This window comes from Streptomyces lydicus (assembly GCF_000717345.1).
Lineage (GTDB): Bacteria > Actinomycetota > Actinomycetes > Streptomycetales > Streptomycetaceae > Streptomyces > Streptomyces lydicus.
In genome coordinates this window covers 253,859-275,022 of the sequence record NZ_JNZA01000004.1, presented here as the reverse complement: position 1 = coordinate 275,022, position 21,164 = coordinate 253,859, and the positions used below count along the sequence as shown (strand labels likewise).

The 21,164-nt window shown below is 72.9% G+C and carries 18 protein-coding genes and 1 riboswitch; of the genes, 11 read left to right on the top strand and 7 right to left on the bottom strand.

The genetic code is table 11. From position 1 onward, the window contains the following. Nucleotides 1-605 (top strand): hypothetical protein (locus OO62_RS36910; protein ID WP_051732754.1); only part of this gene is annotated, 605 nt, incomplete at its 5' end. A 56-nt stretch (nucleotides 606-661) separates the two neighbouring features. After that, a riboswitch (ZMP/ZTP riboswitch) is annotated at nucleotides 662-750 on the top strand. Between the two features lie 20 nt (nucleotides 751-770). Continuing rightward, nucleotides 771-1,646: a bifunctional 5,10-methylenetetrahydrofolate dehydrogenase/5,10-methenyltetrahydrofolate cyclohydrolase gene (locus OO62_RS05390; protein ID WP_051732752.1), complete on the top strand. Its 876-nt coding sequence runs from the start codon at nucleotides 771-773 to the stop codon at nucleotides 1,644-1,646. A gap of 22 nt (nucleotides 1,647-1,668) precedes the next feature. On the opposite strand, the gene OO62_RS05385 is transcribed toward OO62_RS05390, so the two are convergent. Continuing rightward, the gene (locus tag OO62_RS05385) at nucleotides 1,669-2,838 is read right to left on the bottom strand and encodes an NAD(P)/FAD-dependent oxidoreductase (protein WP_033265989.1); all 1,170 of its coding nucleotides are present in this window, start codon (nucleotides 2,836-2,838) and stop codon (nucleotides 1,669-1,671) included. Continuing rightward, nucleotides 2,835-3,155: a bifunctional 3-phenylpropionate/cinnamic acid dioxygenase ferredoxin subunit gene (locus tag OO62_RS05380; RefSeq protein ID WP_033265988.1), complete on the bottom strand. Its 321-nt coding sequence runs from the start codon at nucleotides 3,153-3,155 to the stop codon at nucleotides 2,835-2,837. Before OO62_RS05380 ends, OO62_RS05385 begins: the two co-directional genes overlap by 4 nt. 168 nt (nucleotides 3,156-3,323) lie before the next feature. Between OO62_RS05380 and OO62_RS05375 the strand changes: the two genes are divergently transcribed. The 7 genes from OO62_RS05375 to OO62_RS05345 all read left to right on the top strand — a co-directional run bounded on the left by OO62_RS05375 (nucleotide 3,324) and on the right by OO62_RS05345 (nucleotide 13,649). Continuing rightward, nucleotides 3,324-4,127, top strand: coding sequence for an IclR family transcriptional regulator (locus OO62_RS05375; RefSeq protein ID WP_206738461.1), 804 nt, complete (start codon nucleotides 3,324-3,326; stop codon nucleotides 4,125-4,127). A 188-nt stretch (nucleotides 4,128-4,315) separates the two neighbouring features. Next, a complete protein-coding gene (locus tag OO62_RS05370) occupies nucleotides 4,316-5,236 on the top strand; it encodes a zinc-binding dehydrogenase (RefSeq protein WP_033265987.1) in 921 nt (306 codons plus the stop codon). A gap of 76 nt (nucleotides 5,237-5,312) precedes the next feature. Next, nucleotides 5,313-7,754 (top strand): GcvT family protein, encoded by a 2,442-nt coding sequence (locus OO62_RS05365; RefSeq protein ID WP_033265986.1) that lies wholly within the window; start codon nucleotides 5,313-5,315, stop codon nucleotides 7,752-7,754. 97 nt (nucleotides 7,755-7,851) lie between these two features. Next, nucleotides 7,852-8,982, top strand: a complete 1,131-nt coding sequence (locus OO62_RS05360; protein ID WP_033265985.1) for an aromatic ring-hydroxylating oxygenase subunit alpha — start codon at nucleotides 7,852-7,854, stop codon at nucleotides 8,980-8,982. Next, nucleotides 8,975-10,441 (top strand): aldehyde dehydrogenase family protein, encoded by a 1,467-nt coding sequence (locus tag OO62_RS05355; RefSeq protein WP_033265984.1) that lies wholly within the window; start codon nucleotides 8,975-8,977, stop codon nucleotides 10,439-10,441. The genes OO62_RS05360 and OO62_RS05355 overlap by 8 nt, the downstream gene beginning before the upstream one ends. A 12-nt stretch (nucleotides 10,442-10,453) precedes the next feature. Next, a complete protein-coding gene (locus tag OO62_RS05350) occupies nucleotides 10,454-12,064 on the top strand; it encodes an APC family permease (RefSeq protein ID WP_051732747.1) in 1,611 nt (536 codons plus the stop codon). A 28-nt stretch (nucleotides 12,065-12,092) separates the two neighbouring features. After that, nucleotides 12,093-13,649 (top strand): GMC family oxidoreductase, encoded by a 1,557-nt coding sequence (locus OO62_RS05345; RefSeq protein WP_033265983.1) that lies wholly within the window; start codon nucleotides 12,093-12,095, stop codon nucleotides 13,647-13,649. 32 nt (nucleotides 13,650-13,681) lie between these two features. Here OO62_RS05345 and OO62_RS05340 read toward each other — a convergent pair whose 3' ends face one another. Beyond that, entirely contained in the window at nucleotides 13,682-15,655 is a 1,974-nt protein-coding gene (locus OO62_RS05340; protein ID WP_033265982.1) for a heavy metal translocating P-type ATPase, read from the bottom strand. A 95-nt stretch (nucleotides 15,656-15,750) separates the two neighbouring features. On the opposite strand from OO62_RS05340, the gene OO62_RS05335 reads away from it, so the two are divergent. Then, complete coding sequence (locus tag OO62_RS05335; RefSeq protein ID WP_033265981.1) at nucleotides 15,751-16,128, top strand: ArsR/SmtB family transcription factor; 378 nt, start codon at nucleotides 15,751-15,753, stop codon at nucleotides 16,126-16,128. Nucleotides 16,129-16,215: 87 nt separating this feature from the next. Beyond that, entirely contained in the window at nucleotides 16,216-16,842 is a 627-nt protein-coding gene (locus tag OO62_RS05330) for a GntR family transcriptional regulator (RefSeq protein ID WP_033265980.1), read from the top strand. Nucleotides 16,843-16,864: 22 nt separating this feature from the next. On the opposite strand, the gene OO62_RS05325 is transcribed toward OO62_RS05330, so the two are convergent. The 4 genes from OO62_RS05325 to OO62_RS05310 form a co-directional block, all read right to left on the bottom strand. Then, nucleotides 16,865-17,659, bottom strand: a complete 795-nt coding sequence (locus OO62_RS05325) for a carbon-nitrogen hydrolase family protein (protein ID WP_033265979.1) — start codon at nucleotides 17,657-17,659, stop codon at nucleotides 16,865-16,867. 111 nt (nucleotides 17,660-17,770) lie between these two features. Further along, nucleotides 17,771-19,189: an aspartate ammonia-lyase gene (gene aspA, locus OO62_RS05320; RefSeq protein WP_033265978.1), complete on the bottom strand. Its 1,419-nt coding sequence runs from the start codon at nucleotides 19,187-19,189 to the stop codon at nucleotides 17,771-17,773. Nucleotides 19,190-19,272: 83 nt separating this feature from the next. Beyond that, nucleotides 19,273-20,304: an asparaginase gene (locus OO62_RS05315; RefSeq protein WP_033265977.1), complete on the bottom strand. Its 1,032-nt coding sequence runs from the start codon at nucleotides 20,302-20,304 to the stop codon at nucleotides 19,273-19,275. A 2-nt stretch (nucleotides 20,305-20,306) separates the two neighbouring features. Further along, nucleotides 20,307-21,080: a FadR/GntR family transcriptional regulator gene (locus OO62_RS05310; protein WP_077191668.1), complete on the bottom strand. Its 774-nt coding sequence runs from the start codon at nucleotides 21,078-21,080 to the stop codon at nucleotides 20,307-20,309. Between the last annotated feature and the right edge of the window lie 84 nt (nucleotides 21,081-21,164).

Below are 21,164 nucleotides of genomic sequence, written 5' to 3'. Positions count from 1 at the left end.
CCGCACATCCGTCCCCCGCTCCCCAGGCCCCCGCACCCCAGACCGCCGCGCCGCCGCTCGCCGAACCGGCCTGGGCGCCGGCGCTCGACGCCGTTCTGATGAGCAGCTGGCACGCGGGAGTTGACCTCACCGCCCTCGCCTCCGAGCTCGGCCTCGACGTCCGGTTGCTGGTGGCCCGCGCCCAGCAGCTTTCCTCCGACAGCCGCCCCGCCCCGCAGCCCGCGCCACCGGACCGTACGGGCCGCCACCGCCGCATGGCGGGGCTCCAGCCGTCCCCGCAAGCCGACGCCGGCCACCTGTCCTGGCGGGAGAGACCGACGCCGCCCCCGCGTGAGCACTACGAACAGGACTCCTGGAAACAGCAGCCGTACCAGAACTACGAGAGCCACACCGGCTATCCGAACTATCAGAACCACCAGACCTACCAGGACTACCAGGTCTACGAGGGCCCCCAGCAGCCCGGGCAGCCCGGTCAGCCCACCTGGGACGCCAACGCCATCACCGCCGCCCAGCACGACTGGGACGGCATCCTCAGCCAGTGGGAGGCCGCCGCCCCCACCACCACCCCGCCGCTCCCCACACCGGGCCACGGCGGCGCCACCTGAGCCGGGCGGGCGCCCGGCACCGCACCGCACCGTCCGCGGGCCGTCTATTACAGTGGGCGGCGAGCCGTGACTGGCGCTGGGGTGGAGTACCACCGGGGAGCGGCTTGGCCACCCATGGTCCCTGCCGCGCGCCTGGGCGCCTCCGCACGACGCCCAGGAGCCCCGATGCCGACGGCACCCACCACCCAGTCCCCGACGCCCCCCACCGCCCGCCTCATGGACGGCAGCGTGCTCGCCCGCCGCATGGTCGAACAGGCCGCGGAGCGCGCGGCGCTCCTCACCCGGCGGACCGGCCGGACCCCGTGCCTGGCGACCGTGCTGGTGGGCGACGACCCGGCCTCGGTGACCTACGTCCGTATGAAGCGCAGCCGCTGCGAAAAGGCCGGGATCCGGTCCCGGCACGTCGCCCTGCCGGCCGCGACCACCACCGCCGAGCTCGTCGACACCCTCACCGCGCTGTCGGACGACCCCGAGGTGCACGGCATCCTCCTCCAGCACCCGGTCGGCCCGCACATCGACGAGCGCGCCGCCTTCGAGGCCATCGCCCCTGCGAAGGACGTCGACGGCGTCACCTACCACTCCTTCGCCACGATGAGCTTCGGCGCCGACGGCTTCGCCTCCTGCACGCCCGCCGGCATCCTCCGGCTGCTCGACCACTACGGCGTCGAGCTGGCGGGCAAGCACGCGGTCGTGGTCGGACGCAGCGCGATCCTCGGCAGGCCCGTCGGGATGCTGCTGCTGGGCCGCGACGCCACCGTCACCTACTGCCACTCCCGCACCACCGACCTCGCGGCGCTCACCCGGCAGGCCGATGTCCTGGTCGCCGCTGTCGGGCGGCCCCGGTTCCTGACCGGCGACCACCTCAAGCCCGGCGCCGTCGTCATCGACGCCGGCTACAACCCCGGCAACGTCGGTGATGTCGACTTCGAGTCGGCACGCACCCGCGCCTCCCTGCTCACCCCGGTCCCCGGCGGCGTCGGCCCGATGACCATCGCCACCCTGCTCACCCAGACCGTCGACGCGGCGGAGCGCCAGAGCTGACACGCATCGCTCGGTCCGGCGGTCAGGCGGTGGCCGGGTGGGTGGTGCGGGCGAGTTCGCGGCGGAGGCGCATGAAGGGGCGGGGGCGGTTGAGCGCGAGTACGGCGGTGGTGCGGCCGTCGCGTTCGTAGCAGGCGAGGAACGAGCGGTCGTCGGGGGAGCCTTCGACGAGCCGCGGGGTGTCGCCGGGGGCCCGTCGGCCGGCGAACTGGATGCGGACCCCGTACTGGTCGGACCAGAAGTACGGCAGTGCGCGGTGGGTGGCGACGGTGCTGCCGGCCAGCAGGTTCCGGACCGCCACCGCGGCCTGTTCGGTGGCGCTGGTCCAGTGCTCGGCGCGGCTGCCGTCGGTCCGGGCGACGTCGCCGACGGCGATGATGTGGGGGAGCGGGGTGACGCCGCCGGCATCGCACACGACGCCGTCGTCGAGCGGGAGGCCGGAGCCTTCGAGCCAGGCGGTGTGCGGACGTACGCCGATGCCCACGACCACGACATCGGCGGGAAGCAGCCGCCCGTCGGACAGTTCGACCGCGGTGAGGCGGTCGTCGGGGCCGGCGCCGTGCAGGCGGCTGACACCGGTCCCGGTGAGGAGGGTGACCTTGTGTTCGGCGTGCAGGGCGGCGCAGATCCGGGCCATCTCCTCGCCGAGTTGGGGGAGGAGGGGCAGCGGGGCGGCCTCGACGACGGTGACCTCGTGGCCGAGGGCGGCGCAGGAGGAGGCGACCTCGGCGCCGATGAAGCCGGCCCCGATCACCACGACCCGGCGCGCGGCACCGGCCAGGTCCGCACGGAGGGCCTGGGCGTCGTCGAGGGTGCGCAGGGTGTGGGTGCCGGTGGGGGCCGCGCCGGGGAGCCGGCGGGGGGCGGCGCCGGTGGCGAGGACCAGACCGTCGGTGGTCAGTGACCGGCCGCCGTCGAGGAGCACCGCGCCGGCCGCGGTGTCGAGTCCGGTGGCGCGGGTGCCGAGCAGCCACTCGGCGTCGAGTTCGGCGATCTCCTCGGCGTCGGCGAGGGCGAGTTGGTCCTGGCCGGTGGCGCCGGTCAGGAAGTCCTTGGACAGCGGCGGCCGGTCGTAGGGGCGGTGCTGCTCGTCCCCGACGATCACCAGACGGCCGTCGAACCCCTGGGCGCGCAGGGCCCGGGCGGCGTACAGGCCCGCGAGGGACGCTCCGATGACTGCGACCGACTTCATGCGGCGGTGCCCTCCTCGGCGAGGTGGTGGACGTAGATCATGCCGTCCTCGACGGTCACCGGGTGGGTGCGTACGGCCCGGCGCGCGGGCAGGCAGGTGGGCGCGCCGGTACGCAGATCGAATGAAGCGGCGTGGAGCGGGCATTCGACCAGACACCCCTCCAGCCAGCCGTCCGCGAGCGAGGCGTCCTGGTGGGTGCAGGTGTCGTCGATGGCGTACAGCTGCCCGTCGGCGTTGAAGACGGCGACAGGAGGTGCGGTGTCGATGCGTACGGACTCGCCCACGGGCAAGTCGGCGAGATGGCAGACAGGAATCACAGGACCCCCCTGTTACTGTTCGGTATCATCGAGTTTCGCGTTGCGCACGATGAAGCGCTATGCGCAACAGAATCCAGACGGGGAGCGTGTGCGTCAAGCGATCCCAGGAAATGCCGGCTGTTCAGATTCGGACCCGCGAGCGGGTTCCCAGGTGGTGAGATCCCGTACATGACGGACATCGTGGAGGAGCAGACGGACGGCAGACCGCCGAAGGGGCCGGCGAGCGCCGTGCAGTCGGTGGACCGGGCGGTGACCGTGCTGGAGATCCTGGCGCGCCTGGGCGAGGCCGGGGTGACCGAGGTCGCCGACGAGCTCGGCGTGCACAAGTCCACCGCGTTCCGGCTGCTGGGTGTGCTGGAGAGCCGCGGGCTGGTCGGGCAGGAGCAGGAGCGCGGCAAGTACTACCTCGGCGCCGGGGTGTTGCGGCTGGCCGGCGCCGCGGCGGTACGGCTGGACATCTCCCAGGAGGGCGCGGCGGTCTGCAAGCAGCTGGCCGACGAGCTGGGGGAGACGGTCAACATCGCGGTGCTGGAGAGCGATGCCGCGGTCAACATCATGCAGGCGCGCGGTCCGGCCTCGGTCACCGCGCAGAACTGGCTCGGCCGGCGGACGCCGCTGCACGCCACCTCCAGCGGCAAGGCGCTGCTCGCCTACCAGCCGGGACCGGTCCAGGACGCCGTGCTGGGGCGGAAGTTGCCGCAGCTCACCGAGCGGACGGTGACGTCGGCGGAGGTGCTGCGCCGGGAGCTCAGGCAGGTCGTCGAGCGCGGTTTCGCGGTGGCGGTCGAGGAGCTGGAGCTCGGGCTGCGCGCCGTGGCGGCGCCGGTGCGGGCGCACGACGGCTCGGTGATCGGCGCGATCAGTGTGTCGGTGCCGGCCTACCGGCTCGACGAGGAGCGATTGCCCGAGGTCGTCAAGGGCACGGTTTCCGCAGCTGAGGAGCTCTCCCGGCGGATGGGGTACGCCTGTTGAGCGGCTGACGGGCAGGGTGGCCCAGGCGGGGCCGGAGCGAGCGCTCCGGCCCCGTCGTCGTGTCCGGGCGGGTAACGAGCCTTTTACCAACAGCTAGCTCGCACCTCTTGACGGTGCCGATCCGGCGTTCCCACTATGTCTCTCATCGCGCAACCAGTCGTGCAGTGCGCAACACTGAGGGGTAGGGCATGCCACACGAAGTCCGTGCCGTCGTCGCGGCGAAACGAGGCGCACCGGTCGAGCTGCAGACGATCCTGGTGCCGGATCCCGGTCCGGGCGAGGTGCTCGTGTCCGTCCAGGCGTGCGGGGTGTGCCACACCGATCTGCACTACCGGGACGGCGCGATCAACGACGCCTTCCCCTTCCTGCTGGGCCATGAGGCGGCCGGCACCGTCGACGCGGTCGGCCCGGGCGTCACCGATCTTGCCCCGGGCGACTACGTGGTCCTCGCCTGGCGGGCGCCCTGCGGCAATTGCCGCTCCTGCCGCCGGGGCCGGCCCTGGTACTGCTTCGACTCCCGCAACGCAACCCAGCCGATGACACTCCTGGACGTCGGCAGCGGCGACACCGTCGCCGTCATCGGCTGCGGAGGCGTCGGCAACGCCGCCATCGCCGGCGCCTCGATCGCCGGGGCGCGCCGGGTCATCGCCGTCGACATCGACGAGCGCAAGCTCGACGGCGCCACCCGCTTCGGCGCCACCGACACCGTCAACTCCCGCGGCGCCGACCCGGTCGAGGCGGTCCGCGACCTCACCGGCGGGCACGGCGCGGACGTCGTCATCGACGCGGTCGGCCGCCCCGAGACCTACCGCCAGGGCTTCTACATGCGGGACCTGGCCGGCACCCTGGTCCAGGTCGGTGTGCCCGACCCCGAGATGAAGATCGAGCTGCCGCTGATCGACCTCTTCGGCCGTGGCGGCGCGCTGAAGTCCTCCTGGTACGGCGACTGCCTGCCCAGCCGCGACTTCCCCGTCCTCATCGACCGCTACCTCAGCGGACGGCTCGACCTCGACGGTTTCGTCACCGAGACGATCGGCCTGGACGAGGTGGAGTCCGCCTTCGACAAGATGCGCGACGGCCGGGTACTGCGCTCCGTCGTGGTCCTGTGACGGCGCCTCCCACCCCCACCTGACGCGAACCGGCGTCACCCCCGTCGACACCCCGACCAGCAGCAGGAGGAGGGGCATGTCCCGTACGCCCGCAAACAGTGCCCGTGTGGTTGTCATCGGTGCCGGCATCGTCGGCTGCTCCCTGGCCGACGAACTGACCGCCCGCGGCTGGACCGATGTCACGGTCCTCGAGCAGGGCCCGCTGCCGGCCCCCGGCGGCTCCACCTCGCACGCACCGGGCCTGGTCTTCCAGACCGGCCCGTCCAAGACCATGACCGAGTTCGCCGCCTACACGGTACGGAAGCTGGGCTCCCTGGAGGTCGACGGCCTGCCCTGCTTCAACGCCGTCGGCGGGCTGGAGGTCGCCACCACCGAGGCCCGCTGGGCCGATCTGCACCGCAAGGCCGGACTCGCCGCCTCCTGGGGCGTACGCGCTGCCCTGCTCACCCCCGAGCAGTGCAAGCGGCTGTGGCCGATGCTCGACGAGACCAAGCTCTTCGGCGGCCTCCACACCCCCGACGACGGACTGGCCCGCGCCCTGCTCGCCTGCCGCGCCCAGATGGAGCGGGCCGCCTCCCGCGGTGCCCGCTTCCTCGAACGGCACACCGTCACCGGCATCGAGCGCGCCGACGGCCACGTCACCGGCGTCGTCACCGACCGGGGCACCTTCCCCGCCGATCACGTCGTGTCCGCCGCCGGTTTCTGGGGCCCGGTGATCGGGGCGATGGCCGGGGTGGACGTCCCGCTGCAGCCGCTGGCCCACCAGTACGCCACCACCGCGCCGCTGCCCGAACTCGCCGGCGTCAACGACCCTCGCAACGAGGCCAGCAAGCCGATCCTGCGCTTCCAGGACCGGGATCTGTACTTCCGCGAGCACACCGACCGGCTGGGCATCGGCTCCTACGCCCACCGGCCGATGCCCGTCGACCCGCGCACCGTCCCCGCCTTCGACGACGCGCCCCTCATGCCGTCCTCGCTGCCCTTCACGGAGGAGGACTTCGCACCGAGCTGGCAGGACAGCGTCGGACTGCTGCCCGCACTGGGCGCGTCCGAGGTGGCCGAGGGCTTCAACGGGGTCTTCTCCTTCACGCCCGACGGGATGCCCCTCCTCGGCGAATCCCGTGACCTGCGCGGATTCTGGCTCGCCGAGGCGGTCTGGGTCACCCACTCCGCGGGCGTCGCCAAGGCCGTCGCCGAGTGGATGACCGACGGCCGGCCCGCCGTCGACGTCCACGAGTGCGACCTCCACCGCTTCGAGGACGCCCAGCGCTCACCCGCGTACATCGCCGACCGCGGCGCCCAGAGCTTCGTCGAGGTCTATGACGTCATCCACCCGCTGCAGCCCATGGAGCAGCCCCGGCCGCTGCGCACCAGCCCCTTCCACCCACGCCAGCAGGAGCTCGGCGCGTACTTCCTGGAGGGCGGCGGGTGGGAACGCCCGCACTGGTACGAGGCGAACGCACCGCTCGCCGAGGGGCTCGACCTGCCCGAGCGGGACGCCTGGTCGGCACGCTACTGGTCGCCGATCGCCGCGGCCGAGGCGAGGGCGACGCGCGAGCGGGTCGCCCTGTACGACATGACGCCGCTGCGCAGGCTGGAGGTGACCGGGCCCGGAGCCCTGGACTTCCTGCACGCGATGACCAGTAACAACCTCCGCAAGAAGCCCGGCGCGGTCACCTACACGCTGCTCCTCGACGAGACCGGCGGCATCCGGTCCGACCTCACCGTCGCCCGCCTGGGCACCGACCGCTTCCAGGTCGGCGCCAACTCGCCCGCGGACCTCGACTGGTTGCTGCGGCACGCCCCCGAGGGAGTGCAGATCCGCGACATCACCTCGGGCACCTGCTGCATCGGCGTCTGGGGGCCGCTCGCCCGCGACCTCGTCCAGCCGCTGACCCGCGACGACTTCTCCCACGAGGGCTTCGGCTACTTCCGCGCCAAGCAGACCTACCTCGGCCACGTACCGGTGACGGCGATGCGGCTGAGCTACGTCGGCGAGCTGGGCTGGGAGCTGTACACCACGGCCGACCTGGGGCTGCGGCTGTGGGACACGCTGTGGGAGGCCGGGCAGCAGCACGGCGTGCTCGCGGCCGGCCGCTCGGCCTTCAACTCCCTCCGCCTGGAGAAGGGTTACCGCGCCTGGGGCACCGACATGACCGACGAGCACGACCCGTACGAGGCGGGCCTCGGCTTCGCCGTCCGCCTGGACAAGGAGTTCACCGGACGGGCCGCCCTCGAAGGGAAGCAGACCCCGGCCCGCAAGCTCACCGCGCTGCTCCTCGACGACCCCGCCGCCAACGTCCTCGGCAAGGAGCCCGTCCACCTCGACGGCGCACCGGCGGGCTACGTCACCAGCGCCGCGTACGGCTACACGCTGGGCCGCTGCGTCGCCTACGCCTGGCTGCCGGTGCTCCCCGCCGGCACCGCAGTGCACGTCGAGTACTTCGGCGAGAAGATCCCGGCGACCGTCGCCGACGAGCCGCTGTTCGACCCGAAGATGACCCGCATCCGCCGCTGAGACCCCCGCTGCGACGCACCGAGGAGGCCCGTGCGGGCCGCCTCGCCCGGGACACCCCCAACCGCCTCGCCGCCGCGCCCGCCTGAGGAGTACGCACGTGACGACGACCCCGCTCTCCCCCAGCCTGATCGCCACCCTCGCCGGCCACTACTACACCGACCCCGACGTCTTCCGGCTCGAACAGGAAAAGATCTTCGAGCAGCTGTGGTTCTGTGCCGTGCGCAGCGCCGACCTGGAGAAGCCCGGCGCCTTCCGCACCGTGCGGATCGGCCGGGAGAGCGTCCTGATCACCCGTAACCGCGCCGGTGAGCTGCGCGCCTTCCTCAACATCTGCCGGCACCGCGGCGCCCAGCTGTGCACCGAGGAGTCCGGCGAGGTCCGCCGCAACCTCCAGTGCCCCTACCACGCCTGGACCTACGACCTCGACGGGCGGCTGGTCGCCGCCCCCAACCTGCAGAAGATGCCGGACATCGACCGCACCGAGCGCGGCCTGGTCACCGTCCCGCTGCGCGAGTGGCTCGGCTACGCCTGGGTGTGCCTGGCCGACGAGCCGCCGTCCTTCGAGGACACCGTGATCGGTGCGGCCACCGAGCGGCTGGGCGATCCGGCCGCCATCGAGCACTACCGCACCGAGGGGCTCGCCCTCGGCAAGCGCATCACCTACGACGTGCGCGCCAACTGGAAGCTCATCATCGAGAACTTCATGGAGTGCTACCACTGCGCCACGATCCATCCCGAACTCACCGAAGTACTACCGGAGTTCGCCGACGGCCTGGCCGCCCAGTACTACGTCGGCCACGGCGCGGAGTTCGCCGAGGAGGCCGCCGGGTTCACCGTCGACGGCAGTGCGGGCTTCGGCCGGCTGCCGGGCATCGACGACGCCCAGGACCGCCGCTACTACGCGATCACCGTCCGGCCGCAGGTGTTCGTCAACCTCGTCCCCGACCACGTCATCGTCCACCGGATGTTCCCCATGGCACCCGACCGCACCGTCGTCGAGTGCGACTGGCTCTATCTCCCCGAGATCGTCGACGCCGGCGTGGACGTCTCCAAGTCCGTGGAGCTCTTCCACCGGGTCAACTCCCAGGACTTCGACGCCTGTGAGCGCACCCAGCCGGCGATGCACTCCCGCGCCTACCGCGACGGCGGGGTGCTCGTCCCCAGCGAGCACCACATCGGCGCCTTCCACCAGTGGGTCACCGAGCGGCTGGAGGGCGAGCATGCCTGACCTGTTCATCGACGGCCGCTGGCGCTCCCCGCTCACCGAGCGGACCCGCGAGATCCGCTGCCCCGCCGACGGCAGCCTGGTCGCCGTCGTCGACGAGGCCGGCGGCAAGGACACCCTGGAAGCCGTCGCCGCCGCCCGCCGCGCCTTCGACCGGGGCCCCTGGCCGCACACCCCGGACGCCGAGCGCGGCGACCTGCTGCTGCGGGTCGCCGGCCTCCTGGAACGGGACAAGCCGGCGCTGGCCCGCGCGGAGTCCCTGGACACCGGAAAACGCCTCGTGGAGAGCGAGGCGGACATCGACGACATCGCCGCCTGCTTCCGCTACTTCGGCCGCCTCGCCGGCACCGCGGACGGCCGGGTGGTCGACCCGGGCACGCCCGGCGTCGACAGCCGCATCGTCCACGAGCCGATCGGGGTCTGCGCCCTGATCACCCCCTGGAACTACCCGCTGCTGCAGACCGCGTGGAAGGTCGCCCCGGCCCTCGCCGCGGGCAACACCTTCGTCCTGAAGCCCAGCGAACTCACCCCGCACACCGCCCTCGCCCTGATCCGGCTGCTCCAGGAGGCCGGGCTGCCGGACGGCGTCGCCAACCTGGTCCTGGGCACCGGCCCGGAGGTCGGCGCCCCGCTCGCCGACCACCCGGACGTCGACATGGTCTCCTTCACCGGCGGGCTGCTCACCGGGCGGCGGATCATGGCGGCCGCAGCCGGCACCGTCAAACGCGTCGCCCTCGAACTGGGCGGCAAGAACCCCAACATCGTCTTCGCGGACGCCGACTTCGACACCGCCGTCGACCACGCCCTGACCGCGGTCTTCCTGCACTCCGGCCAGGTCTGCTCGGCCGGTGCCCGGCTGCTGGTCGAGGACGCGCTGCACGACCGGTTCGTCGACGAGGTCGTGCGCCGCGCCCGGCTCATCCGGCTCGGTGGACCCTTCGACGACCACGCCCGTACGGGGCCGCTGATCTCCGCCGCGCACCGCGCCAAGGTCGAGGCGTACGTGGCCGCCGGGCTCGCCGAGGGCGCCGTACTGCGCTGCGGCGGCGCCCGCCCCGACGACCCGGCACTCGCCGACGGCCACTACTACCTGCCCACCGTGCTCGACGAGTGCCACGGCGCGATGTCCGTGGTGCGCGAGGAGTCCTTCGGACCGGTGCTGACCGTCGAGCGCTTCGGCGACGAGGACGAGGCGGTGCGGCTGGCCAACGACACCGTCTACGGGCTGGCCGGCGCCGTGTGGACCACCGATCAGGCCAGGGCCGACCGGGTCAGCTCCGCGCTGCGCCTGGGCACCGTGTGGATCAACGACTACCACCCCTACCTCCCGCAGGCGGAGTGGGGCGGCTTCAAGCAGTCCGGAACGGGCCGGGAGCTCGGCCCCAGTGGTCTGGCGGAGTACCGCGAGATCAAACACATCTGGCGCAACACCGCACCCGCGCCGCTGCACTGGTTCGACTGAGGAGGAACGCTCTTGACTTCACCCGACGCGGCGCCGGCAAGAGGTGGCACGCGGAACGACACCCGGCAGGACACGCACGACGACACCGAGCTCGCCGAATTCGGTTACCGCCCCGAACTCAAGCGCACCCTCGGCAACTTCCACACCTTCGCCGCCGGCATCAGCTACATCTCCATCCTCACCGGCACCTTCCAGCTCTTCTACTTCGGCTACGGCATCGGCGGACCCGCCTACTGGTGGTCCTGGCCGATGGTCTTCGTCGGCCAGCTGATGATCGCCCTCTCCTTCGCCGAGCTGGCCGCCCGCCACCCCGTCGCCGGGTCCGTCTACAACTGGGCCAAGAAGCTGGGCAATCCGCACATCGGCTGGCTGGCCGGCTGGATGATGCTGGTCGCCTCGATCGTCTCGCTCGCGGCGGTGGCCCTCGCCTACCAGCTGACCCTGCCGAAGATCTCCGCCGTCTTCCAGCTCGTCGGCGACGGCACCGGAACGTACGACGTCGCCACGAACGGTGTGCTGCTGGCGACCGTCCTGATCGTGTTCACCACCCTGGTCAACGCCTTCGGCGTCAAACTCATGGCACGGATCAACACCGCGGGCGTCTTCATCGAGCTGATCGCCACCGTCGTGCTGATCGTGCTGTTCGCCGTCCACGTCGTGCGCGGTCCGGGCGTGGTGCTGGAGACCCAGCACCACGGCGCCGGCCAGCACCTGGGCTACCTGGGTGCCTTCCTCACCGCCTCGCTGGCCTCCGCGTACGTCATGTACGGCTTCGACACCGCGGCCTCGCTCGGTGAGGAGTCCCTCGACCCCTCCCGCAACGCGCCGCGGGCCATCCTCCGCGCGCTGATCGCCTCGTTCGTGCTCGGCGGGCTGATCCTGCTGCTCGCGATGATGAGCGTGGGCAGCCTGAACGGGAAGGGGCTGACCACCGACGGGCTCCAGTACGTGGTGCTCGACGTGCTGGGCGACACCGGCGGCAAGGCGATGCTGTGGTGCGTGCTGATCGCGGTCACGGTCTGCGCGCTGGCCGTGCACACCGCCGCGATCCGGCTGGCGTTCGCCATGTCCCGGGACAACAACCTGCCCGCCGCGTCGCTGATGGCGAAGGTCAGCCCGCGCTTCCGGACGCCCGTACTGCCCGCGGTCATCGTCGGGGTGCTCTCGCTGGGCGTACTGCTGATCAACATCCGCCAGCCGCAGATCTTCTCCGTGGTCACCAGCATCGGCATCATCATGATCTACCTGGCGTATCTGCTGGTCACCGCCCCGATGCTGGTGGCCAGGGTGCGCGGCAGGTGGACGCCGGCCGACGGCGGCCGCTTCACGCTGGGCCGCTGGGGCCTGCCGGTCAACGTCCTCGCCGTCCTCTGGGGCGCCGGCATGATCGTCAACCTCGCCTGGCCCCGGGACGCGGTCTACAACGCCACCCCGCCGCACCACTGGTATCTGCGCTGGGGCGCGGTGCTGTTCGTCGGCGCCGTGGCGCTCGGCGGCTTCGCCTACTACTGGTTCGTCCAGCGGCACCGCACCGGTGTCCTCGCCGAGCACGCCGCACCGCGGTCCACCGCGGACGCCCCCGCCGCCCCCGACGCGCCCGTCACCGTCCCGGCGCAGGACTGATCCTGACTTGCAAGGAGGTCAACTCCCCATGCCCATCGAAGAGTTCGACTATGTCATCGTCGGCGGCGGTACCGCGGGGAACGTCGTGGCCGCCCGGCTCAGCGAGGACCCGGCCGTCACCGTCTGCGTCCTGGAGGCCGGCCCCTCCGACGTCGGCGACGACAACGTGCTGCGCCTGGACCGCTGGATGGCGCTGCTGGAATCCGGCTACGACTGGGACTACCCGGTCGAGCCCCAGGAGAACGGGAACAGCTTCATGCGGCACGCCCGCGCCAAGGTGCTCGGCGGCTGCTCCTCGCACAACTCCTGTATCGCCTTCTGGGCACCGGCCGAGGACCTCGACGGGTGGGAGGCGGCCGGCTGTACCGGCTGGGGCGCCCGCGACACCTTCCCGCTCTACCGGCGGCTGGAGAGCAACGACGCACCCGGCGACCACCACGGCCGCAGCGGCCCGGTCACGCTGCGCACCATCAAGGGTGCGGACCCGTGCGGCGCGGCGCTGTTGGCCGCCTGCGCCGAACACGGCATCCCCACCACGCCGTTCAACACCGGGCAGACCGTCCTCCGCGGCGCCAACTGGTTCCAGATCAACTCGGACGAGAACAACACCCGCCAGTCCTCCTCCGTGGCCTACCTCCACCCCGTCATGGGCAAGCGGCCCAACCTCACCGTCCGTACCGGCGTCCGCGCCGAACGCCTGCTGATCGACGACGACCGCCGCTGCACCGGAGCCACGTACCTCGACCCCGATCTGATCCACACCCGTACGGTGCGGGCCCGGCGCGAGACCATCGTCTCCTGCGGCTCGATCGACACCCCCAAGCTGCTGATGCTCTCCGGCATCGGGCCGGCCGAGCACCTGCGCGAGGTCGGCGTGGACGTGGTGGTCCACTCGCCGGGGGTGGGGGAGAACCTCCAGGACCACCCCGAGGGCGTGATCATGTGGGAGGCCGCGCGCCCCATGGTCACCACCTCCAACCAGTGGTGGGAGATCGGCATCTTCGCCGACACCGAGCCCGGCCTCGACCGGCCGGACCTGATGTTCCACTACGGTTCCGTGCCCTTCGACCTGAACACCGCCCGGTACGGCTACCCGACCTCCGAGAACGCCTTCTGCCTCACCCCGAACGTCACCCGCGCCCGCTCCCGCGGCACGGTCCGGCTGCGCACCCGCGACTTCCGCGACAAGCCCAGGGTCGACCCGCGCTACTTCACCCACGAGCACGACGTACGGGTGATGACGCACGGCCTGCGGCTCGCCCGCGAGATCGTCTCCCGGGCCCCCATGGCCGAGTGGGCCGGCGCCGAACTCGCCCCCGGCCCCGACGTCCGCACCGACGACGAACTCCTCGACTACATCCGCACCACCCACAACACCGTCTACCACCCCTCCTGCACGGTGAAGATGGGCGCCGACGACGACGCCATGGCGCCGCTGGACGCCCGGCTGCGGGTCAAGGGCATCGCGGGACTGCGGGTCGCCGACGGGTCGGTGATGCCGGAGCTGGTCACCGTCAACCCCTGCATCACCACCATGATGATCGGGGAGAAGTGCGCCGACATGGTGCGCGAGGACGCCGGGTGAGCCCGCGGGACCCCTAGGGGCTGTCGTGTGGATCAGGCCGGGCCGGCCGCCCGCCGCCACGCGGTCTCGCGCAGCAGCCGCAGGCCGTTGAGGCCCACGAGGACGGTGGAGCCCTCGTGGCCGAGGACGCCCAGCGGCAGCGGCAGGTCCCCGGCCAGGTCCCAGACGACCAGGCCGGAGAGGAAGACCGCGGCGACCACGAGGTTCTGCACGACCAGCAGGCGGGCGGCCCGGGAGAGCCGCAACACGGCGGGGACGGTGGCGAGTTCGTCCCGAACGACGACCGCGTCGGCGGTCTCCAGGGCGAGGTCGGAGCCGGCCCGGCCCATCGCGATGCCGGTGTGTGCGGCGGCCAGCGCCGGGGCGTCGTTCACCCCGTCACCGACGACCAGCACCCGGCGGCCGGCCGCCTCCTGTGCGCGGACCGCGCTCACCTTGTCCTCGGGCAGCAGCCCGGCCCGTACGTCGGTGATGCCGACCTCGGCGGCGAGGCGGGCCGCGGCGCGCGGATTGTCGCCGGTCAGCAGGGTCGGGGCGCGGCCGGTGAGGGCGCGCAGGGAGGCAAGGGTGGTGGCCGCGCCGGGGCGCAGCCGGTCGGCGAGTCCCAGCACCCCGGCCGGTACGCCGTCGCGCAGGACGAGGACCGCGGTGTGCCCGGACTCCTCCAGCTCCGCGACGAGCGCGCCGGTCCGCGCGTCCGCGGGGCCGCCGGCGGGCAGCAGCCGGGCCGGGGAGCCGACCGCGATCCGGGCGCCGTCGACGGTGGCGCGGACGCCGGTGCCGGGGGAGGCGGTGAACTCCTCGGCGGCCGGCAGCCGCAGACCGCGGGCGCGGGCGGCGGCCACCAGCGCCCGGGCCAGGGGGTGTTCGCTGGGGTGCTCGGCGGCGGCCGCCCAGGTCAGCAGCGTCTCCTCGTCGAGGCCGGTGTCGGGCAGCGGCCGGACGGCGGCGACCTCGGGCGTACCCTCGGTCAGGGTGCCGGTCTTGTCGAGCGCGACCGCGTCGACCTGGCCGAGGCGTTCCATCACGACGGCGGACTTGACCAGGACGCCGTGCCGTCCGGCGTTGGCGATGGCCGACAGCAGCGGCGGCATGGTCGCCAGCACCACCGCGCACGGTGAGGCGACGATCATGAAGGTCATCGCCCGCAGCAGGGAACGGGTCAGCTCCGCGCCGAGCAGCAGCGGGACGACGAAGACGGCGAGGGTGACGGCCACCATGCCGACCGAGTAGCGCTGTTCGACCCGCTCGATGAACAGCTGGGTCGGCGCCTTGGTCTCGGACGCCTCGGCCACCATGGCCACGATCCGGGCGATGACGCTGTCGCCGGCGTCGCGCTCGACCCGGACCGTGAGCGCGCCGGTGCCGTTGAGGGTGCCGGCGAACACCTCGTCGCCGGGCTCCTTGGGCACCGGCAGGGGTTCGCCGGTGATGGTGGCCTGGTCGACCTCGCCGGCGCCGTCGAGGACGCGGCCGTCCGCGCCGACCCGCTCGCCGGGGCGGACCAGCACGACGTCGCCGACGGCGAGTTCCGCGGTGGCCACGCGCTGTTCGGTGCCGTCCGCGGCCAGCCGGGTCGCGGTCTCCGGCGCGAGCGCGAGCAGGCCGCGCACCGAGTCCTCGGTACGGGCGGTGGCCAGCGCCTCCAGAGCGCCGGAGCAGGCGAAGATGACGATCAGCAGGGCGCCGTCCAGCACCTGGCCGATCGCGGCCGCCCCGACGGCGGCGACGATCATCAGCAGATCGACGTCGAGGGTCCGCGCGCCGAGCGCCCGCAGCCCGGACCAGGCCGGTTCCCAGCCGCCCGTCACATACGCGACGGCGTGCAGCACGCCCCAGGTCCAGGCCGGTGCGCCGGTCAGCTGCAGCGGCAGCGCGAGCAGGAACGCGGTGGTCGCCGCGGCCGCCCACCGGGCCTCGGACAGCGCGAGCACGCGGGTGCGGCGGGGGACGTCCCGGCGCGGCGCGGAGGTCCGCGGCGGACGCTGCAAGACGGCAGAAGGCATGACGGCACAACCCTTCACGGGCGGGGGAGCGGCAACCCCGTCACCGTACAGGAATGAATGAACAGGTCTTCATCTATCGTCGTTAGGATGGCCCCATGGGTCACGGAATGGATCACCGCAGCACCACCCGCGAGCGCCTGGACGCGGTGGGCGCCGCCGATGTCGCCGCGACCCTGCAGGCCCTGTCGACCCCCTCCCGGCTGCGGATCCTCGCCCGCCTCCAGGAAGGCCCCTGCGCCGTGGGCGACCTCGCCGCCGCCGTGGGCATGGAGCAGTCCGCCTGCTCGCACCAGCTCCGGCTGCTGCGCAACCTCGGGCTGGTCACCGGCGAGCGCAACGGCCGCTCGATCGTCTACGGCCTCTACGACCACCACGTCGCCGAGCTTCTCGACCAGGCGCTCTTCCATGTCGAGCATCTGCGCCTGGGCCTGCGTGACGCGCCGTCAGTGACCCCGGACGCGGCGGGTCGTTGACCGCCACCCACCGTGTAACCTGCGCATTCAGCCGGCACGCAGGGCCGGCCGGGGGCGAATGGATCTTCACGAGTGGGGGAGCGGGCGATGCAGTCGGGGCGTGAGAAGGCGTACGCATATCTGAAGGACAGCGTGCTGACCGACCCCGAGATGCAGGACCGGTTCCTGTCCGAGCAGGAGATCGCCGACCGGATCGGGGTCTCCCGCACGCCGATCCGCGAGGCCCTGCTGCTGCTCGCCGCCGAGGACCTGGTGCGCCTGGTGCCGAAGCGCGGGGCGCACATCGCGCCGCTGTCCGGGCGGGAGATCACCGAGCTGATCGAGATGCGCCGGCTGCTGGAACGCTTCGCCGCCGCGCACACGACGGCCGCGGGCACCGCCCCCGTCGACGAGATGGCCGCCCTTCTCGCGGGCCAGGAGCGGCTGCGCGGCGCGGACCGGGCCAAGGAGTTCCTCGCCGCCGACCACCGCTTCCACGCCGCGCTCGTCGACGCGGTCGGCAACTCGCTGATGAGCAGGCAGTACGCCGCGCTGCGCAGCCGTCAGAGCAGGGCCGGCGTGCGGGCGCTGCACCGTGCGGGCGGCCACCAGGACGAGATGCTCGCCGAGCACCGGCGGATACTCGACGGGCTGGCCGCCGGCGACGCCGCGGCCGCCTGCGCGGCCATCGACAGCCACCTCCAGACCACCCGGCGCCTCCTCCTGGCCGCCTGACCCCGCCCGGCGGCCCCCGTTCCTACAGCCGCCGGTTGTCCAGCACTGCCACCGCGCGCCGCACCCGCTCGGCCTCCTCGGCGTCCACGTCGGCCACCAACAGCTCGGGCGCGCCGCCCAGTTGGGCGCGTACGGTGCCGTCGGGGCCGATCAGCGCGCTGTGTCCGACGCCGGTCGGTGCCTTCGTGGGCGCCTCCGGGTCGGCCTGCGGATCCGGCGCCGACTGGCCGACCGCCGCGAGCCAGACCGTCGCGTCCAGGGCGCGGGCCCGCACCAGCAGATCCCACTGGGCGCGCTTGCCGGGCCCGGCTCCCCAGGCGGCGGGCAGTACCGACACGGTCGCCCCGGCGTCCGCGTGCGCCCGGAACAGCTCGGGGAACCGCAGGTCGTAGCAGGTCGCCAGGCCCACGCCGACCCCGTCGACGTCGAGGGTCACCACCCGCGAGCCGGCGGCGACGGTGTCGGACTCCCGGAAGCCGAACGCGTCATAGAGGTGGATCTTGTCGTAGGAGTCCTCGACCCCGGGCCCGGTCGCGAGCAGCGTGTTGGCGACCCGCCCCTCGGACGCCGGGGTGAACATGCCCGCCACCACCGTCACCCCGGTCTCACCGGCGACGGACCGCACGCCCTCGGCCCACGGGCCGTCCAGCGGCTCGGCCACCGGTCCGAGCGGCACCCCGAACCGCACCATGGTCGCCTCGGGGAAGACCGCCAGCCGCGCGCCCTCCCGCGCCGCCCGCCGCACCTGCTCCTGCACGGCGGCGAGGTTCTCCTTCGGGTCGGTCGAGGCCGTCATCTGGCACAGCGCGATACGCATGCAATCTCTCTCTTCCCTCGTGCTTCCGTCGTGCCGATTCTCGTCCCGAAGCGGCCGGAGCGACAGCCGGACCCGCGCGGCGGGCGGGTCCGGGCCGTCATCGGGGGTTCGTCAGGCCGGGGCGGGGCCCCCGCCGGTGCCCGCGAGCTCTTCCGGGCGCAGCAGTGCGGCGAGCCGCTCGGCCGGCAACAGACCCTGCTCCAGGACGAGTTCGGCGACGCCGCGCCCGGTGGCGAGCGCCTCCTTGGCGATCGCGGTCGCGGCGGTGTAACCGATGTGCGGGTTGAGGGCGGTGACCAGGCCGATGGAGTTCTGCACGGTCGCGCGCAGGGTCTCGGTGTTGGCGGTGATGCCTGCCACGCAGCGCTCGGCGAGGGTGCGGCAGGCCGCCCCGAGGTGGGTGATGCTCTCCGAGAGGGAGTGCAGGATGATCGGCTCGAAGGCGTTGAGCTGGAGCTGGCCCGCCTCGGCGGCCATGGTGATGGTGACGTCGTTGCCGATCACCTCGAAGGCGACCTGGTTGACGACCTCCGGGATCACCGGGTTGACCTTGCCCGGCATGATGCTCGAACCGGCCTGGACCGGCGGCAGGTTGATCTCGGCCAGGCCCGCCCGCGGGCCGGAGGACAGCAGCCGCAGATCGTTGCAGCTCTTGGAGAGCTTGACGGCGATCCGCTTCAGGACGCCGGAGAGATGGACGAAGGCCCCGCAGTCCTGGGTCGCCTCGACGAGGTTGGCGGCGGTCACCAGGGGCAGCCCGGTGAGTGCGGCCAGGTGGCCGCGGGCCGCTTCGGCGTAGCCCACGGGGGCGTTGAGCCCGGTGCCGATGGCGGTCGCGCCGAGGTTGATCTCGTGGATGAGCAGGACGGCCTCGGCCAGCCGGCTCTGGTCCTCCTCCAGCATCACCGCGTACGCGGAGAATTCCTGGCCGAGCGTCATCGGCACCGCGTCCTGGAGCTGGGTGCGCCCCATCTTCAGCACCTCGCGGAACTCCTCGGCCTTGGCGGCGAACGCCTCGCGCAGCACGCCCATCGCGTCGAGCAGCTCGCGCACGGCGCTGACCGTCGCCACCTTCACCGCGGTCGGGTAGACGTCGTTGGTCGACTGGCCGAGGTTGACGTGCTCGTTGGGGTGCAGGTGGCGGTAGTCGCCCTTGGCGTGGCCCAGGAGTTCCAGCGCGCGGTTGGCGATCACCTCGTTGGCGTTCATGTTCGTCGAGGTGCCGGCCCCACCCTGGATGACGTCGACGACGAACTGGTCGTGCAGCCGGCCGTCCACCCGGATCTCCCGGCAGGCGGCGGCGATCGCGTCGGCCCGCCGCGGGTCGAGCAGCCCGAGGTCCTGGTTGGCGCGGGCGGCGGCCTCCTTGACGGCGGCGAGCGCGTTGATCAGATGCGGGTAGGCGGCGATCGACGTACCGGTGATGGGGAAGTTCTCCACGGCGCGCAGGGTGTGCACGCCCCAGTACGCGTCGGCGGGTATCTCGCGGTCGCCGAGCAGATCGTGTTCGCGGCGGTGGGCGGCGGTCATGGCGCGGGTGGTGTCCTTCGTTGAGGAGGAGGGGTGCCGCCCCAGGGGTGTCCCGGGGCGGCCGGCAGGGTGCTGACGTGACGTCAGGTACGGGGGGCGGACACGGCGAGCGCTCCCGCGGCCCGGAGCTCGCCGACCGGGGCGCCGCCGCCGATGACCGGGGTGGTGGCGAAGGCGGCGAGCACGCCGGGGTCGACGCCGCAGCGCGCCAGCGCCGCCGCCGTCACCGGCATCCGGGCGCGGTCGGCGCCGTCGGCGATCTTCACGCCGACCGCCCAGCCGTCCGGCAGCGCCACGATCTGGACGCCCTCGAAGCCGTCCTTGGCCAGCAGCCCGGGCAGCGCGCGCACCAGCCGGGCGGTGTCCCGGCCTGCGCCGGAGACCATCTCCGGGTGGCTGCGCATGGCGTGCGCGATCCGGCCCTCGTGGGTGTCCGGGGCTGCGGTCGCGAGCCGTGCGGCGGCCCGGGTCAGCCCGTGCAGGGAGACCGCGAACAGCGGGGCGCCGCAGCCGTCGACGGTGACCCGGGCGATGTCCTGACCGGTGAGGTCCGCCACGGTCGCGGCGATCTCCGACTGCACCGGGTGCCCCGGGTCGAGGTAGTCGTCCAGCTGCCAGCCACCGGCCAGGGCGGTCAGCAGCATCGCGGCGTGCTTGCCCGAGCAGTTCTGGGCCAGCCGGCTGGGGCCCAGGCCGCGCCGGAGCCATGCCTCCCGTTCGGCGGGCCCGTAGGGCAGGTCGGGCACATTGCGCAGTCGCTCCTCGGTCAGCCCGGACGTGGCGAGGATGCGCCGGGCGGTGGCCAGGTGCCGCTCCTCGCCGGAGTGGCTGGCCGCGACCAGGGCCAGCGCCTCGTCGTCCAGCGGCGGCAGCCCCGCGCGCAGCAGGCCGACCGCCTGGAACGGCTTGAGCGCCGAGCGCGGGTAGAACGCGGCCTCGATGTCGCCCGCCTGGAACGCGACGCTCCCGTCGGCCGCGAGCACCACGACCGAGCCGTGGTGGACGCCCTCGACGATGCCGCCGCGGACCACATGGGCGACCGGCACATGGGCCGGCTCGCGGACCTCGGGCGGTGCCTGCGGTGCGCGGCGCGGCGGGGTGATGTTCCGGCTCATGATCAGCTCTCGGTGCTTTCGGTGTTCTGGGTGGCTTCGGTGGCTTCGGTGGCTTCGGTGCGCGAGGGGGCCGCGCGGTGGGCCGGCCGGACGATGGTGGTCAGCGTCGTCTCGACACGGGCGAGGTGGTGCGCCATGGCCTCCGCGGCATCCTGCTCGGAGCTGTCGACGAGCGCCTCGACGATCGCCCGGTGCTCGCGGTTGGACTGCTCACGCCGCCCGCCGAGCTCGTTGAGGAACGCCGACTGGCGGGCCAGCGCGTCGCGGATCTCCTCGATGACCCGGCGGAACACCGGGTTGCGGGCCGCCTGGGCGACGGCGAGGTGGAAGAGGGTGTCCATCGCCACCCACGCGGTGGTGTCGGTCTCCCGCTCCATCCGCTCCAGCAGATGGGTCAGGTGATCGAGGTCCTCCGGCGTACGGCGCAGCGCCGCGTACCCGGCCACCGGGATCTCCACATGGCGGCGCACCTCCAGCAGATCGCTCGCCGCGTAGTCGCCGAAGGTGGGGTCCGCGACCGCGCCGTCGGAGACCACGAAGGTGCCCTTGCCGGTGCGCGAGACCGTGAGGCCCATGGTCTGCAGCGCCCGCAGTGCCTCCCGGAGCACGGGCCTGCTCACTTCCAGGCGGCGGCAGAGCTCCGCCTCCGAGGGGAGTTTGTCCCCGACCGCGTAGTCGCCCCGCTCGATGGCGCCGCGCAGATGGTTCAGGACCGCTTCCATCGCGCTGACCCGTCGGGGTACGGGACCAGCTGTCTGGCTGTCTGACAGGTTCACCCAGGGATCGTCGGCTCCGGCGGGGGGAGCTGTCAAGCGGCGGGACGGTCCCCGCGGAAATCGAGCACGGAGAAGCCCTTGTCG